Origin of the sequence: Pseudomonas sp. Pf153 (assembly GCF_001269775.1) — a bacterium.
Classification (GTDB): domain Bacteria; phylum Pseudomonadota; class Gammaproteobacteria; order Pseudomonadales; family Pseudomonadaceae; genus Aquipseudomonas; species Aquipseudomonas uvaldensis.
Genome location: NZ_LHVL01000029.1, coordinates 81,924 through 97,321, shown reverse-complemented (window position 1 = coordinate 97,321; position 15,398 = coordinate 81,924). Strand labels below are relative to the sequence as shown.

General features: G+C 61.2%; 14 protein-coding genes. 4 read left to right on the top strand and 10 right to left on the bottom strand.

Annotated elements, in window-relative coordinates; translation table 11 throughout:
- Window positions 1-11 precede the first annotated feature (11 nt).
- Entirely contained in the window at window positions 12-899 is an 888-nt protein-coding gene (locus tag AD666_RS21090; protein WP_053156215.1) for an acyltransferase, read from the top strand.
- Here AD666_RS21090 and AD666_RS21085 read toward each other — a convergent pair whose 3' ends face one another.
- Complete coding sequence (locus AD666_RS21085; RefSeq protein WP_053156212.1) at window positions 900-1,469, bottom strand: DUF2780 domain-containing protein; 570 nt, start codon at window positions 1,467-1,469, stop codon at window positions 900-902.
- A 301-nt stretch (window positions 1,470-1,770) separates the two neighbouring features.
- Here AD666_RS21085 and AD666_RS21080 point away from each other — a divergent pair, with 301 nt between their 5' ends.
- Together AD666_RS21080 and AD666_RS21075 are read left to right on the top strand one after the other, a co-directional pair.
- The gene (locus tag AD666_RS21080) at window positions 1,771-2,193 is read left to right on the top strand and encodes a hypothetical protein (protein WP_053156209.1); all 423 of its coding nucleotides are present in this window, start codon (window positions 1,771-1,773) and stop codon (window positions 2,191-2,193) included.
- Between the two features lie 141 nt (window positions 2,194-2,334).
- Window positions 2,335-2,676 (top strand): hypothetical protein, encoded by a 342-nt coding sequence (locus AD666_RS21075; RefSeq protein ID WP_053156206.1) that lies wholly within the window; start codon window positions 2,335-2,337, stop codon window positions 2,674-2,676.
- A gap of 102 nt (window positions 2,677-2,778) precedes the next feature.
- On the opposite strand, the gene fdhA is transcribed toward AD666_RS21075, so the two are convergent.
- The 8 genes from fdhA to AD666_RS21035 all read right to left on the bottom strand — a co-directional run bounded on the left by fdhA (window position 2,779) and on the right by AD666_RS21035 (window position 12,708).
- Window positions 2,779-3,978 (bottom strand): formaldehyde dehydrogenase, glutathione-independent, encoded by a 1,200-nt coding sequence (gene fdhA / locus AD666_RS21070; RefSeq protein WP_053151494.1) that lies wholly within the window; start codon window positions 3,976-3,978, stop codon window positions 2,779-2,781.
- A gap of 225 nt (window positions 3,979-4,203) precedes the next feature.
- Window positions 4,204-5,061 (bottom strand): formyltetrahydrofolate deformylase, encoded by an 858-nt coding sequence (gene purU / locus AD666_RS21065; RefSeq protein ID WP_053156203.1) that lies wholly within the window; start codon window positions 5,059-5,061, stop codon window positions 4,204-4,206.
- A gap of 80 nt (window positions 5,062-5,141) precedes the next feature.
- Window positions 5,142-5,774, bottom strand: coding sequence for a sarcosine oxidase subunit gamma (locus AD666_RS21060; protein ID WP_053156200.1), 633 nt, complete (start codon window positions 5,772-5,774; stop codon window positions 5,142-5,144).
- A gap of 160 nt (window positions 5,775-5,934) precedes the next feature.
- Entirely contained in the window at window positions 5,935-8,952 is a 3,018-nt protein-coding gene (locus tag AD666_RS21055; RefSeq protein WP_053156196.1) for a sarcosine oxidase subunit alpha, read from the bottom strand.
- Window positions 8,949-9,278, bottom strand: a complete 330-nt coding sequence (locus AD666_RS21050) for a sarcosine oxidase subunit delta (RefSeq protein WP_053156193.1) — start codon at window positions 9,276-9,278, stop codon at window positions 8,949-8,951. Before AD666_RS21050 ends, AD666_RS21055 begins: the two co-directional genes overlap by 4 nt.
- A 14-nt stretch (window positions 9,279-9,292) precedes the next feature.
- Complete coding sequence (locus AD666_RS21045; protein ID WP_053156190.1) at window positions 9,293-10,543, bottom strand: sarcosine oxidase subunit beta; 1,251 nt, start codon at window positions 10,541-10,543, stop codon at window positions 9,293-9,295.
- A gap of 22 nt (window positions 10,544-10,565) precedes the next feature.
- Window positions 10,566-11,819 carry a serine hydroxymethyltransferase gene (gene glyA, locus AD666_RS21040; protein ID WP_053156187.1) on the bottom strand — a complete coding sequence of 418 codons (1,254 nt, stop codon included), beginning with the start codon at window positions 11,817-11,819 and terminating at the stop codon, window positions 10,566-10,568.
- A gap of 184 nt (window positions 11,820-12,003) precedes the next feature.
- Window positions 12,004-12,708 carry a TraX family protein gene (locus AD666_RS21035; RefSeq protein WP_053156184.1) on the bottom strand — a complete coding sequence of 235 codons (705 nt, stop codon included), beginning with the start codon at window positions 12,706-12,708 and terminating at the stop codon, window positions 12,004-12,006.
- 195 nt (window positions 12,709-12,903) lie between these two features.
- Here AD666_RS21035 and AD666_RS21030 point away from each other — a divergent pair, with 195 nt between their 5' ends.
- Window positions 12,904-13,944, top strand: a complete 1,041-nt coding sequence (locus tag AD666_RS21030) for a low specificity L-threonine aldolase (protein WP_053156181.1) — start codon at window positions 12,904-12,906, stop codon at window positions 13,942-13,944.
- 91 nt (window positions 13,945-14,035) lie between these two features.
- On the opposite strand, the gene gbcB is transcribed toward AD666_RS21030, so the two are convergent.
- The gene (gene gbcB, locus AD666_RS21025; protein WP_053156178.1) at window positions 14,036-15,136 is read right to left on the bottom strand and encodes a glycine-betaine demethylase subunit GbcB; all 1,101 of its coding nucleotides are present in this window, start codon (window positions 15,134-15,136) and stop codon (window positions 14,036-14,038) included.
- Window positions 15,137-15,398: the final 262 nt, after the last annotated feature.

Below are 15,398 nucleotides of genomic sequence, written 5' to 3'. Positions count from 1 at the left end.
AAGAGTCCTTTATGCGCCGCCTGCTCACCGGCTGTTTCGTCACCCTGCTGCTGTTGCTCAACACCCTGGTGCTGTTCGGGCCGTTGATGGTGTTCGCACTGCTCAAATTGATCCTGCCCGGGCGCTTTCGCGACTACGCCTCGTGGGCGGTGATGTGGATCGCCGAGACCTGGGCCGAAATCGACAAGTTGATCTTTGCCCTGTGCATCCCCACTCGCTGGGACATCCGCGGCGGCGCGGACCTGCGCGGCGACACCTCTTATCTGGTCATCAGCAACCACCAGTCCTGGGTGGACATCCCCGCCCTGATCCAGACCCTCAACCGGCGCACGCCGTTCTTCAAATTCTTCCTAAAGAAAGAGCTGATCTGGGTTCCATTCCTGGGCCTGGCCTGGTGGGCGCTGGATTACCCGTTCATGAAGCGCTACACCAAGGCCTTCCTGGCGAAGAACCCGGAACTGGCCGGCAAGGACCTGGAAATTACCCGGGCGGCCTGCGAGCTGTTCAAGCGTCAACCCGTCACCGTTGTGAACTACCTCGAAGGCACGCGATTCACCGCCGCCAAAAGCCAGCAGCAACAATCGCCCTTCACCCACCTGCTCAAGCCCAAGGCCGGTGGCGTGGCGTTCGTACTGGCGGCGATGGGTGAACAACTGGACGCGATTCTGGATGTGACGGTGGTGTACCCGCAGGATCGGATTCCCGGTTTCTGGGATCTGATCAGCGGCGCAGTGCCCAGGGTCATCATTGACATCCAGACCCGGACACTGGACCCGGCACTGTGGCAAGGCGACTACGAGAACGATCCGGTGTTTCGCCAGCACGTCCAGGACTGGGTCAACCAGCTCTGGACCGAAAAAGACCGGCGCATCGTCGCTTTGCGCAACGAGCGCGGCTGATCAGATACCGGCGCCGGTGCCCCAGATACCGCCCAGGTTCTGCAGCAACGAACTGGCCACGCCCTGCTGCCCGAGGTACTCCAGGATCACCGGGGCAAACCGGCCAATCATGCCGCTGTCCATGCCCAGGGCGCTGAAGGTGTTGTTCAGGTCATTGAAGTCCTTGACGTTGCCCAGCAGGCCGTCGAGCAGCGCGTTCTTTTCCGCCCCTCCCTCCAGCAGGCCGCCCAAGCCGTTAAGCCCGCCAATGAGGTTATTGCCGGCGATCTGGTCCAGGCCCGGCACGCTTTTACTCAACTCGGAAAACTGCGGTTCGCTGAGGCGGTTCTTCGCCAGCCCCAACATTGCACCAGCCCCCCCGATAGCCTGCTCCGGCGTGATGTTCAGCTCCGATCCCAATGTATTGAGCAACCCGGCGGCCTCTGGCGCCGCCGCAACAGCACCGTCCCCCTGATTTCCCTGAATTGCCGCCACTGCGTTGACCGCGTCATTGAGGTTGAACTGCGCGAAGGCCGGACTGGCTGCCAACGACAGCAGGCAAGACAGTGCAAAACCGCGTGAAACCTTCATCCCGAACGTCCTCTGGAGCATGAAAAGCCACCCAAGGGATGGCGCGAAATCGTGGGTTGGACGGGGGTAGGCAGGAATTGTTCCCAGTCGCTCCTCACCAATTCCCATGCCTGTTTCAGAAAACGATTCCACAACTATCGGACGCAGCCGACAGCTACGAAAAAAGGAAGCGGTTATAACCAATTCGTCATAAATATCCACTAATAATTCAAAATTGACATAAATAACTGTCAGCATTGACAGTAGCCCGTCCCGCCGTAATCGCGACCATAGGATTGAATCGAGCCACGGAGTCTTGAAGATGCATAAGATACTGGCTGGGGGCGCGGGACTATTCATGTTGTTGAACGGCTATGTTCATGCCGGCGAAATAATTTGTCCTGCCGTTACCGACATTCATAAAGTCGTCGGAGCCGTGGAAGACGTTTATTCGGTGGACATCCCGGATGAACATGAATGGGCGAGCGAAAGCCTCGTAGACGTCGTCGATCCGAACTCATTGAAATTCAACGGCGCCGAATACGCTCCTCATGAGATCAACGAGAACGGGCAAGCGACACGACGAGCATCCCTTACGTGCAGGTACGGCCAGATAAACCTGACCTTGGAATATATTCAGCTCCAGGAATCTTCATTCTCGCAATGGGCCGAAAACCGATGCGAGAGCCACGAGCCCAGGATATGCGCGCTAATCGATGCCGATTATTTCAACGTGAGCTTCTGATCACTCGCCACTGCCCAAGCGTGCCTCTATATGAAACAGCTGAGTTATCACTTCTTGGTCTTGCCTACTGTCAGTGTCGACAGTAGGCAAGACCAAGCCCAACCAGGAACATCTGATAACAATAAACAACGGAGACGGGCCATGTACAAAACCATGATGACCTGCATGCTCTTGGCGACAAGCTTGTCGGGAAATGTTCACGCGGCAGTCTCCTGCCCCGCGGTAAATGATCTCAAGGCTTCCTTCGCCTCGGCAAACAATCCACCGCCCAATAATGAAGGCTATAAATACGACGCTGTCGATTCAAACGGAAATGCCTGGTCGGGACAGTATTTTCATAATGCAGAAGACATTAAGAACTACAACCTGCGATTAATAGGTCCCTCACCCGCGGGAAACACTTGCTTGTACAAGGCAGATCCAGAGAGAGACCAATATGGGGACGAGGTATTCTTCCGGGAGTTGACGTTGACGAAGCAATGACGATGGGTCATTCAGAACACGCCACGGCCTTGCGCGACTATAAAACCAGGGACAAATAAAAAGGGCGACATCGCTGTCGCCCTTTTCCCGTCTTGCCTCCAACTACGCCGCGCTGAACATCTTGTGCGGGTCGATCACGAATTTCTTCGGCACGCCGGCATCGAACTCACCGTAGCCTTTCGGTGCGTCATCCAGGCTGATGACCTGCACACCGACGATTTCTGCGATGTTGATACGGTCCCACATGATCGCTTGCATCAGCGCGCGGTTGTACTTCATCACCGGGGTCTGGCCAGTGTGGAAGCTGTGGGACTTGGCCCAGCCCAGGCCGAAGCGGATGCTCAGGGCACCGATCTTGGCGGCGGCATCCACCGCGCCCGGGTCTTCGGTCACGTACAAGCCGGGGATACCGATCTTGCCCGCGACGCGGGTGACTTGCATCAGCGAGTTGAGCACCGTGGCCGGGGCTTCGTGCTTGACGCCTTCGTGGCCGTGACCACGGGCTTCGAAGCCCACGGCGTCAACGGCGCAGTCCACTTCCGGCTCGCCCAGCAGATCGGCGATCTGCTCGTGCAACGGGGTGTCCTTGGACAGGTCGGCGATTTCGAAACCCTGGGCCTTGGCGTGGGCCAGGCGAACCGGGTTGACGTCGCCGACGATCACCACCGCCGCACCCAACAGGCGCGCCGAAGCTGCAGCGGCCAGGCCAACCGGACCGGCGCCCGCAATGTACACGGTGCTGCCAGGACCGACACCGGCGGTGACGGCACCGTGGTAGCCGGTCGGCAGAATGTCGGAGAGGCAGGTCAGGTCACGGATTTTCTCCATGGCCTTGTCGCGGTTCGGCAGTTTCAACAAGTTGAAGTCGGCGTACGGCACCAGCACATACTCGGCTTGGCCGCCGGTCCAGTCACCCATATCGACATAGCCGTAGGCGCCACCGGCACGGGCCGGGTTGACGGTCAGGCAGACGCCGGTGTGTTGCTCTTTGCAGGAACGGCAGCGCCCGCATGCGACGTTGAACGGCACGGACACCAGATCACCGATTTTCAGGTTCTCGACGTCGCTGCCCTTCTCGATCACTTCACCGGTGATTTCATGGCCCAGGACCAGACCGGTCTGGGCGGTGGTGCGACCGCGTACCATGTGCTGGTCGGAGCCGCAGATGTTGGTGGATACCACGCGCAGGATGACGCCATGCTCGATCTTCCTGCCACGCGGGTCCTGCATTTTTGGATAGTCGATTTTCTGTACTTCAACCTTGCCTTGGCCGAGATACACGACACCACGATTACCGGACATGCTTTCACCTCGCTGTTGTTTTTATGAAACTGCGATGCCCAGGCAGGCAGCGCGTTGATTGCTCGGGTTTTGCTAGTGGCTTGTTTCTTTGTTGTCTGTAACGGCCTCTTCGCGAGCAAGCCCGTTCCCACATTTGGATCGCTGGTGGATCTGAGATCTGTATGTCGACAAAAATCCTGTGGGAGCGGGCTTGCCCGCGAATGGACCGCTAAGCGGTCCTGAAATCTAGAGGACAACCGTTCTGTTGGCGTTGAGAAATACCCGCCGTTCAATGTGGTACCCCACCGCCCGGGCCAACGTCAGCCCTTCGATATCCCGGCCCTTGGCGATCAAGTCTTCGGGATAGTGGCTGTGGTCCACCACTTCCACGCCCTGGGCGATGATCGGGCCTTCGTCCAGGTCGTTATTGATGTAGTGCGCCGTGGCGCCCACCAGCTTCACGCCTTTGTTGTAGGCCTGGTGATAGGGCTTGGCGCCTTTGAATCCCGGCAGCAAGGAGTGGTGAATGTTAATGGCCTTGCCGTCGAGCTTGCGGCACAGCTCCGGCGACAGCACCTGCATGTAGCGGGCGAGAATCACCAACTCGGCGCCGGTTTCTTCGATGACTTGCCACACCTGCCGTTCCTGGGCCGGTTTGTCGTTCGGGTCCAGGGGGAAATGGTAGTAGGGAATCTGGTGCCAGTCGGCCAGCGGTTTGAGGTCCGGGTGGTTGGACACCACGGCCACCACGTCCATGGACAACTGGCCGATGCGCTGGCGATAGAGCAAATCGTTGAGGCAGTGATCGGCCTTGGAAACCATGATCACCACTTTGGGCCGGTAGTTGGGTGGGGTCAGTTCGAACACCATGTCGAAGGCTTGCGCCCGCTCGGCCAGGCCGGCCCGGAAAGCCTGCTCGGCAAAACCGTCAGGCTGGCGGAATTCCACACGAATGAAGAAACGCCCCGAGAGTCGGTCATCGAAGGAGTGGTGTTCAGTGACGTAGCAGCCCTGCTCGAACAGAAAGCGGGTCACCGCGTCCACCGTGCCGAGCACGCTGGGGCAGTCGGCGGTCAAGATCCATGTATCCGGGGCGCGGCTCATTGCGGTGACTCCTGTTCGTTATGGCTAAACCCTGTGGCGAGGGGATGCATCCCTCACCACAGGGCAGTGTGCAGCTTTGGTTAAGCCTGGACGCTCAACCCATACTCAGCCGACGCATCCTGCAACCACAGCCACCAGTAATCGGAGAAGCTGCGACGGATCAGCAGTTCCCAGGTGTTCTCCGCGGTGTGGCGGATAACCAGTTGCGACTTGGCGAACACCGTGCCCACGGCCTTGCCCACCGGGAAGTTGCTGGGGTGGACGTCGTAGCTGGTGGATTTCATCAGCACGTCGCGCACGTTCGGGCCGGACAGCTCGAGGATCTGCTGGCCGCCACTGACGTTGACGATCTGGATGTGCAGGTCGCCCAGCGCTTCGCGCAGCTTCTTCTCGGCAGCGAATTCTTCACCGGTCGGCACGACCAGCAGCCATTCATCCGGCCCCATCCATTGCAGGCTGGTTTCGCCCTTGACGATGATGCTCAGTGCGCCCGGCAATTCAATGCCCAGCGCCTTGTGGACACCGGCAGCGAAGGCCGCATCATGACCATCGCCACGGATGGTCAGGTGACCCAGGAGTTTTTTCTCGCGCACGATCACGCTGGCGTTCTTGCGACCCTTGCCCACCAGGCTGGCGAGGTCGGCATGGTGCAGCGACGACTCGGCCTTGGCCCCGGTGGTCGGGCGTTGTTGGTACACGTTGACTGCGGTCATATGGAGCACCTGTCTTGAATCTTGCTTGGCCTGCCGGTGTGTGGGGCTGTGGGAGCAAGGCTTGCCCGCGATGAACGATAATGCGGTCTGACGGCTACCGCGTCGCCTGCATCGCGAGCAAGCTTTGCTCCCACTCGCCCCCACCCACAGGGCTCGAGTGTTAAATATTCTGCCGATCACCCTTCGGATCGAAGAACACCGAAGAAACGATCTCTGCCTCGATCACGCTGCCATCGGCCTGGGGCGAGAACACCCGCTCGCCGATGCGCTTCAGACCACCCTTGACCACGCCCATGGCAAATGAATAGCCCAGGGAGTTGTGCGCGTAGCTGGAGGTCACGTGGCCGACCATGGTCATCGGGATCGCCTGCTTGGGGTTGAAGACCAGTTGCGCGCCTTCCGGCAGCCAGACGTTCGGGTCGATCGGCTTGAGGCCCACCAGTTGCTTGCGGTCTTCGCGCAGGCAATCTTCGCGGTTCATGCCACGCCAGCCGATCCACGAGAACGGTTTGGTACGGCCCACGCACCAGCCCATGTTCAGGTCGTCCGGAGTCATCGAGCCGTCGGTGTCCTGGCCGACAATGATGAAGCCCTTTTCGGCCCGCAGTACGTGCATGGTCTCGGTGCCGTACGGGGTCAGGTTGTACTTCTTGCCGGCCTCGACGATCTGTTCGAGCACGCCCATGGCGTAGTCGGCCTGCACGTTGATTTCGTACGACAGCTCACCGGTGAACGAGATCCGGAACACCCGCGCCGGCACGCCGCCCACCAGGCCTTCCTTCCAGGTCATGAACGGGAAACCGTCCTTGTCCAGGTCGATGTCGGTGACTTCACTCAACAGTTTGCGGCTGTTGGGGCCCGACAGGGTCATGGTCGCCCAGTGGTCGGTGACGGAGGTGAAGTACACCTTCAGGTCCGGCCATTCGGTCTGCTGGTAGATCTCCAGCCATTGCAGCACACGGGCCGCACCGCCGGTGGTGGTGGTCATGATGAAGTGGTTGTCGCCGACGCAGGCGGTCACGCCGTCGTCAAACACCATGCCGTCTTCCTTGCACATCAGACCGTAGCGGGCCTTGCCCACGTCGAGCTTGGTCCAGGCGTTGGTATAGATGCGGTTGAGGAATTCGCGGGCATCCGGGCCCTGGATGTCGATCTTGCCCAGGGTCGAGGCGTCCAGCAGGCCGACGCTTTCGCGAACAGCCTTGCATTCGCGCTTGACCGCAGCGTGCATGTCTTCACCGTTTTTCGGGAAGTACCAAGGACGTTTCCACTGGCCGACGTCTTCGAATTCGGCGCCGTTCTTCACATGCCAGGCATGCAGCGCGGTGAAACGTACCGGTTCGAAGATGTGCCCGCAGTGCCGGCCCGCTACCGCGCCGAAGGTCACCGGCGTGTAGTTCGGACGGAACATGGTGGTGCCCATTTGCGGGATGCTCACGTTCAGCGAGCGGGCCGCGATGGCCAGGCCGTTGACGTTGCCCAGTTTGCCCTGATCGGTACCAAAGCCCAGTGCGGTGTAGCGCTTGACGTGTTCCACCGACTCGAAGCCTTCGCGGGTGGCGAGTTCGATGGCGGCGGCAGTGACGTCGTTCTGCAGGTCGACGAATTGCTTCGGCGCCCGTGCGGTGGATTTTTCGTGCGGCACCTGGAACAGCGCCAGGGTCGGCTCTTCATGACGGCTCAGCGCTTTGGGCAACACGCCCTCCACCGCCTTGAAACCGGCCTCGCTGGCTGCGCGCACACCGCCTTCAAAGCCATCGGCCAGGGAATCACCGAGGCTGTAGACGCCGTTCACGCCACCGACACACACGCGTTTCTGCGGCGCTTCGCCGGGTACGAAACCGAGGATATCTTCGCGCCAGATCGGCTTGCCGCCCAAGTGCGAAGCCAGGTGGACCACCGGGCTGTAGCCGCCGGAGCTGGCCACCAGGTCGCAGTCCAGCCACTCGCCAGGGCTGGTGACTTTGTGTGCCTTGACGTCGATGGCGGCGATGCGGGCGCCGGTGACGCGCTTGCTGCCACGGGCTTCGATCACGGCGCTGCCGGTGAGGATGCGAATGCCCTTGGCTCGTGCTTCTTCCACCAGCGCACCACGAGGGTTGCTGCGGGCATCGGCAACGGCGATCACTTGCAGGCCGGCATCGAACCAGTCCAGGGCCACGCGATAGGCGTGGTCGTTGTTGGTGGACAGCACCAGTTTCTTGCCCGGTGCCACGCCGTAGCGACGCACGTAGGTGGACACCGCACCGGCCAGCATGTTACCCGGCACGTCGTTGTTGCCGTAGACCAGCGGACGTTCGCAGGCACCGGTCGCCAGTACCACGCGCTTGGCGCGGACACGGTTGATACGCTGGCGCACCTGACCGATCGGCGCACGGTCACCGAGGTGATCGGTCAAGCGCTCGTGGATGGTCAGGAAGTTGTGGTCGTGATAGCCGTTCACGGTGGCGCGAGGCAACAGCACCACCTCGGGCATCGAACGCAATTCAGCCACAGCCGCGGCGACCCACTCGGTCGCGGGCTTGCCATCCAGGCTCTCACGGGAATCGAGCAGGCTGCCGCCGAACTCTTCCTGCTCGTCCGCCAGGATCACTCGCGCACCGCTGCGACCGGCAGCCAGTGCAGCGGCCAGGCCGGCAGGACCCGCGCCGACCACCAGCACGTCGCAGTGGCGGTTCATGTAGTCGTAGGTGTCCGGATCGTTCTCGGTCGGCGAGCGACCCAGGCCTGCAGCCTTGCGGATGTACTTCTCGTAAGTCATCCAGAACGATTGCGGGTACATGAAGGTTTTGTAGTAGAAGCCCGGCGGCATCAGCTTGCCGCCGACCTTGCCGAGAATGCCCATCATGTCGTTGTTCACGTTCGGCCAGCCGTTGGTGCTGGTGGCGACCAGGCCCTGGTACAACGCCTGTTGCGTGGCGCGCACGTTAGGGATCTGCGTGGCTTCGGTGGCACCGATCTGCAATACCGCGTTCGGCTCTTCGGCACCGGCGGCGAAGATGCCGCGGGGACGGGAATACTTGAAGCTGCGACCGATGATGTCGACGCCGTTGGCCAGCAATGCAGCGGCCAGGGTGTCGCCTTCGAAGCCTTTGTAGGTCTGGCCGTTGAAGGTGAAGCTCAGCGCTTTGTTGCGGTCGATCCGTCCGCCGTTGGACAGGCGATTGATCTGGCTCATACCTTCTCTCCCAGAGCCTGTGCGGCCGCTTTCGGACTGTCAGCCTTATCGGTGAATTGCGGCTTTTGGCCGATCTTGTAGGTTTCGAGAATCTCGTAGGTCACGGTGTCGCGGGTCGCGTTGAAGTACTGGCGGCACCCGGCAGCGTGAATCCACAGCTCGTGATGCAAACCACGAGGGTTGTCGCGGAAGAACATGTAGTTGCCCCACTCCTCGTCGGTGCAGCTGTTGGGGTCCAGTGGGCGCGGGATGTGCGCCTGGCCGGACGAATGGAATTCCTCTTCGGAGCGCAGTTCGCCGCAGTGAGGACAGAAGATGTGCAACATAGGGATTTCTCCTGTTAGTGGGCGACGGCAGCAGCGCCGTGTTCGTCGATCAATGCACCGTTGTGGAAACGGTCGATGGAAAATGGCGCGGCCAACGGGTGCATCTCACCCTTGGCCAGGCTGGCGGCAAACACGTTGCCCGAGCCCGGGGTGGCCTTGAAGCCGCCGGTGCCCCAACCGCAGTTGAAGAACATGTTCGGCACTGGCGTTTTGGAGATGATCGGGCAGGCGTCCGGCGTGGTGTCGACGATGCCGCCCCACTGGCGGTTCATGCGCACGCGCGAGAGGATCGGGAACATCTCGACGATGGCCTGGATGGTGTGTTCGATCACCGGGTACGAACCGCGCTGACCGTAGCCGACCCAACCGTCGATACCGGCGCCGATCACCAGGTCGCCCTTGTCGGACTGGCTGATGTAGCCGTGCACGGCGTTGGACATGATCACGCTGTCGATGATCGGCTTGATCGGCTCCGACACCAGCGCTTGCAGTGGGTGGGACTCGATCGGCAGGCGGAAGCCGGCGAGCTTGGCCATGTGCCCGGAGTTACCGGCGGTGACCACGCCGACGCGCTTGGCGCCAATGAAGCCCTTGTTGGTTTCCACACCGATGCACACGCCGTTTTCCTTGCGGAAACCGATCACTTCGGTCTGTTGGATCAAGTCCACGCCCAAGGCGTCCGCCGCCCGGGCAAAGCCCCAGGCCACGGCATCGTGACGGGCGACGCCGCCGCGACGCTGGACGGTGGCACCCATCACCGGGTAACGGGTGTTCTTCGAGCAGTCCAGATACGGGATCTCCTCGGCCACTTGTTTGGCATTCAGCAGCTCGCCGTCCACGCCATTGAGGCGGTTGGCGTTGACCCGACGCTCGGAGTCGCGGATGTCCTGCAGGGTGTGGCACAGGTTGTAGACGCCACGCTGGGAGAACATCACGTTGTAGTTCAGGTCCTGGGACAGGCCTTCCCAGAGTTTCATCGCATGTTCGTACAGGTGGGCCGATTCGTCCCACAGGTAGTTGGAGCGCACGATGGTGGTGTTGCGCGCGGTGTTACCGCCGCCCAGCCAGCCCTTCTCGACCACGGCCACGTTGGTGATGCCGTGTTCCTTGGCCAGGTAGTAGGCGGTCGCCAGACCATGCCCGCCACCGCCGACGATGACCACGTCGTAGACTTTTTTCGGGGTGGGCGTGCGCCACATCCGTTGCCAGTTTTCGTGATGGCTGAGAGAGTGCTTGAAGAGGCCGAAGCCCGAATAGCGTTGCATAGTCATTTACTCCAAAACCGACTCAGCGATAAACCGGGAAGTCCGCGCACAGGGCCGCCACTTGCTGGGCGACATTGGCCTCGACATCGGCGTCGCCGAGGTTGTCGAGGATGTCGCAGATCCAGCCGGCCAGCGTCACGCATTGGGTAACCTTGAAGCCGCGAGTGGTCACCGCCGGAGTGCCGATGCGCAGGCCCGAGGTCACGAAGGGCGACTGCGGGTCGTTTGGCACGGCGTTCTTGTTGACGGTGATATGAGCGCGACCCAGGGCGGCGTCGGCGTCCTTGCCGGTCAGGCCCTGACGGATCAGGCTGACCAGGAACAGGTGGTTGTCGGTGCCGCCGGACACTACATCGTAGCCGCGCTTGATGAACACGCCAGCCATGGCCTGGGCGTTCTCGATCACTTGCTGCTGGTAGGCCTTGAAGCCAGGCTCCAGCGCTTCCTTGAAGCACACGGCCTTGCCGGCGATCACGTGCATCAACGGGCCGCCCTGGGCGCCTGGGAATACGGCGGCGTTGAGTTTTTTCTCGATCTCTTCGTTGGCTTTGGCGAGGATCAGGCCACCACGCGGACCGCGCAGGGTCTTGTGGGTGGTGGTAGTGACCACGTCGGCGTAAGGCAGCGGGTTCGGGTACAGACCGGCGGCCACCAGACCAGCCACGTGGGCCATGTCGACGAACAGCAGGGCACCGACCTTGTCAGCGATCTGGCGGAAACGCGGGAAGTCGAGGGTCTTGGAGTACGCCGAGAAACCGGCGACGATCATTTTTGGCTTGTGCTCCACTGCCAGGCGCTCGACTTCGTCGTAGTCGATCAGGCCGGTGGTGGTATCGATACCGTATTGCACTGCGTTGTAGAGCTTGCCCGAGGACGACACTTTGGCGCCGTGGGTCAGGTGACCGCCGTGGGCCAGGCTCATGCCCAGGATGGTGTCGCCCGCTTGCAGCAGGGCCAGGTACACGGCGCTGTTGGCCGAAGAGCCGGAGTGCGGCTGGACGTTGGCGTAATCGGCGCCGAACAGTTGCTTGGCGCGTTCGATCGCCAGGGCCTCGACCTTGTCGACGTGCTCGCAGCCACCGTAGTAGCGCTTGCCCGGATAACCTTCGGCGTATTTGTTGGTCAGACCGCTGCCCTGGGCCTGCATGACGCGCTTGCTGGTGTAGTTCTCTGACGCGATCAGTTCGATGTGATCTTCCTGGCGTTGCTCTTCGGCGTTCATCGCCGCCAGCAGTGCATCATCGTAACCCTGGATCTGGTCTTGCTTGCTGAACATCGCGTCTCTCCCAGCGGCGTCATTGCGCCTTTTGTCTTGGTGAGGCACCGCCCGTTCGACAGTGCCCTTTGGATGCGATGGTATGGCTGGCGCAGGCAGGTCAAATGCCTATGGACGCCACGCAACGGCGCGTTTACGACATGCATTCAAAAGCACGGACGCGCCTGGCTCTCCCGTCACGGAATCACGCCACCGCCAGGCGAACCGCTAGCAGCGTCAGAAAATGCGCCGGATAAAGCGCATAAGCCCAACGCCGCATCGCCGGGGGACGAACACGACCCGCCTGTCGCAAAAGCAACAGCCCGAGCCCTGGCGCAAACAGGCAGCTCAGCAAACCCCACACTGCGACTTCGTTGCCGAGCCACGCCGCGCCATACAGAACCCGCCATTGATTGGCCGCCACGCACACAATCCCTGGCAACAAGCCCAGGTACCAGGGCCGGCGCAACACCAACAACATCACCAGCGGCAGCAGCACGCCGAAAACCCCGAACATCAGCCGCGACGAGAACAGCGCCGCCAACAATAACGCTGCTACCGCCAGCATTCGCGCCTGCCGCGTCGGAATCTGCCAACCGCGTGCGACCAACAAACCCAGGACCAGGGTCGGCATTACATTTAGGGTCGCGGGATCGGGAAAGAACAATCGGTAGGGAACTTCGCTGATGGCGCTGAACAGCAGCAACCAGCCCAGGTAACGCCCCCGATCAACACTCGACCCGCTGCGCGCCAGATTGGCCGCCATCGCCAGGCAAAACCAGGGGAATGCCAGACGCCCTGGCACATACAGCCAATCGGCGGAGAAACCGACATATCGCAGATGATCGAGCACCATCGCCAGCAGAGCCAGCCACTTGAGCAGGTCAAGGGCACCGTCGCGCTGGTTCATGCGGGAGGAGACTCGATGACTTTGTGATTTGCTGACAGAAACATCCGGTGTGTTCCCCCCCTAATCTTGGGTAAAGTGCGCACCAACATTGAACACGGCGTCGTGGACCCAAACACGCCGGACCATGGGATTCCCCACACGGGAATTCCGCCAGGGATCTCTTTACCCAGGACTCTCTATCTAAGGAGCAAGGCCATGACCGACAAGAGTCAACAGTTTGCCAGCGACAATTATTCAGGCATTTGTCCCGAAGCCTGGGCCGCCATGGAAGAAGCCAACCAGGGCCATCAGCGCGCCTACGGCGATGATGAGTGGACCCATCGCGCGGCGAATGATTTCCGAGCCTTGTTCGAAACCGACTGCGAAGTCTTCTTCGCGTTCAACGGCACGGCAGCCAACTCCTTGGCGCTGTCCTCACTCTGCCAGAGCTACCACAGCGTGATCTGCTCGGAAACCGCCCACGTCGAAACCGACGAATGTGGTGCGCCGGAATTCTTCTCCAACGGTTCCAAGCTGCTACTGGCGCGCACCGAAAACGGCAAGCTGACGCCCGACTCGATCCGCGAGATCGCCCTCAAGCGCCAGGACATCCACTACCCCAAGCCGCGGGTCGTGACCCTGACCCAGGCCACGGAAGTCGGCAGCGTCTATACACCGGAGGAAATTCGCGCCATCAGCATCACCTGCAAGGAACTGGGGCTGAATCTGCACATGGACGGCGCTCGCTTCTCCAATGCCTGCGCCTTCCTCGGCTGCTCACCAGCGGACCTGACCTGGAAAGCGGGCGTGGACGTGTTGTGCTTCGGCGGCACGAAGAACGGTATGGCGGTGGGCGAAGCGATCCTGTTTTTCAATCACGACCTGGCCGAAGACTTCGATTACCGCTGCAAGCAAGCCGGGCAACTGGCCTCGAAGATGCGCTTCCTGTCCGCCCCCTGGGTCGGCCTGCTGCAGGACGACGCCTGGCTCAAGCACGCTCGCCACGCCAACCGCTGCGCCCAATTGCTGGCACAGCTGGTGAGCGACATTCCTGGCGTGGAACTGATGTTCCCGGTCCAGGCCAACGGCGTGTTCCTGCAGCTCTCGGAACCTGCCATCGCCGCCCTCACCGCTCGCGGCTGGCGCTTCTACACCTTCATCGGCAAGGGCGGCGCGCGGTTCATGTGCTCGTGGGACACCGAAGAAGCACGAGTGCGGGAATTGGCGGCGGATATTCGCGAAGTCATGTCCAACTAAATAGAGACACACTCAAGACCGCTGATCGTTCCCACGCTCCGCGTGGGAATGCAGCCGGGGACGCTCCGCGTTCCCCTGCCCCGCCCCAGCGTCAGAACTCGATCCGCACATCCCCCTTTGGCACGCTGCAGCACGACAGGATGTACCCCTCGGCCTCGTCGTCCTCGGTGATCCCGCCGTTGTGGTCCATTTCCACTTCGCCGCCCAGCTTCAATACCTTGCACGTTCCGCAGATGCCCATGCCACAGGCCTTGGGAATCATCATGCCGAGCTTGGCAGCAGCGGCGTGGACGGTTTCGCCCGGCGCCACGCGAATGCTCTTGCCCGAGGAGGTGAACTCCACCAGGTGCAGGTCCGCCGCATCGACTTCCGGTGCCTCGGCGGCCTGTTCGGCCTGTTCCACCGCGTCGGCACGGGCTTCCGGTGGCGTGGCCCCGAAGGACTCCTCGTGATAACGCTTCATGTCAAAGCCGGCATTTTCCAGCAGGCGCTTGACCGCGTTCATGTACGGCGTAGGGCCGCAGCAGAACACTTCGCGCTCAAGGAAGTCAGGCGCCATCAGTTCCAGCATCTTGTGGTTCAGGTAGCCGCGATAACCCGCCCACGGCTCGCCCAGGCCGTGTTTCTCGCAGATCAGGTGCAGACTGAAGTTGTCGATCCGCGACGCCATGTGCTCCAGCTCGCGGTGATAGATGATGTCCTTGGGCGAGCGGGCGCTATGGATGAACACCATGTCGACGTTGCCGTTGGTGTCGTAGTACCAGCGTGCCATGGACATCACTGGCGTGATGCCGACACCGCCGCTGAGGTAGAGCACTTTCGGGGCAGAGAAATCGATGGCATTGAACAGCCCCACCGGCCCGTGCACCGCCAGCTCCTGGCCTTCGTGCAGGGTGTCGTGCAGCCAGTTGGAAACCTTGCCCCCGGGCACGCGCTTGATGGTCACCGAAAAGCTGTAAGGCACCGACGGCGAGCTGGAGATAGTGTAGGAACGCATGACCTGCTGGCCTTCGATTTCCAGCTCCAGCGTCACGAACTGCCCCGGCTTGAAGAAGAACATGATCGGCTGGTCGGCCATGAAGCAGAAGGTACGCACATCCCAGGTTTCCTGGATGACTTTGACGCAACGCACGATATGTCGGCCATTGGCCCAGGTCTGGGTGGTGACCGGGTTCAGGAAATTATTGGACATACTGTTCTCCACGGCCGACTGCCGGCCTTCATGGTGGCGATTGTGCGCAGGCGCCGGGAGCGTCGTTTACCTATTCGCGACATCCACGTACTTATCGCGACCAGCCCCCAACCACCGGGGCTTGCGCGTCGGGAACAGATTGGGCCATGTCGCCCATGGATAAGGTTCCGGCCCTGCGCGGCCCCACACTCGCCCCAACAGACAAACAACGTTTTCTGCCTTGCGTAGCACAACCGATTAGCCATATTTCGCCGGCCACACA

Coding starts and splice junctions, on each gene's coding strand:
- AD666_RS21085 (WP_053156212.1), bottom strand. CDS start 1,469: ATGAAGGTTTCACGCGGTTTTGCACTGTCTTGCCTGCTGTCGTTGGCA.
- AD666_RS21030 (WP_053156181.1), top strand. CDS start 12,904: ATGACCGACAAGAGTCAACAGTTTGCCAGCGACAATTATTCAGGCATT.
- AD666_RS21035 (WP_053156184.1), bottom strand. CDS start 12,708: ATGAACCAGCGCGACGGTGCCCTTGACCTGCTCAAGTGGCTGGCTCTG.
- AD666_RS21075 (WP_053156206.1), top strand. CDS start 2,335: ATGTACAAAACCATGATGACCTGCATGCTCTTGGCGACAAGCTTGTCG.
- purU (WP_053156203.1), bottom strand. CDS start 5,061: ATGAGCCGCGCCCCGGATACATGGATCTTGACCGCCGACTGCCCCAGC.
- AD666_RS21045 (WP_053156190.1), bottom strand. CDS start 10,543: ATGCAACGCTATTCGGGCTTCGGCCTCTTCAAGCACTCTCTCAGCCAT.
- AD666_RS21090 (WP_053156215.1), top strand. CDS start 12: ATGCGCCGCCTGCTCACCGGCTGTTTCGTCACCCTGCTGCTGTTGCTC.
- AD666_RS21050 (WP_053156193.1), bottom strand. CDS start 9,278: ATGTTGCACATCTTCTGTCCTCACTGCGGCGAACTGCGCTCCGAAGAG.
- fdhA (WP_053151494.1), bottom strand. CDS start 3,978: ATGTCCGGTAATCGTGGTGTCGTGTATCTCGGCCAAGGCAAGGTTGAA.
- gbcB (WP_053156178.1), bottom strand. CDS start 15,136: ATGTCCAATAATTTCCTGAACCCGGTCACCACCCAGACCTGGGCCAAT.
- AD666_RS21060 (WP_053156200.1), bottom strand. CDS start 5,774: ATGACCGCAGTCAACGTGTACCAACAACGCCCGACCACCGGGGCCAAG.
- glyA (WP_053156187.1), bottom strand. CDS start 11,819: ATGTTCAGCAAGCAAGACCAGATCCAGGGTTACGATGATGCACTGCTG.
- AD666_RS21080 (WP_053156209.1), top strand. CDS start 1,771: ATGCATAAGATACTGGCTGGGGGCGCGGGACTATTCATGTTGTTGAAC.
- AD666_RS21055 (WP_053156196.1), bottom strand. CDS start 8,952: ATGAGCCAGATCAATCGCCTGTCCAACGGCGGACGGATCGACCGCAAC.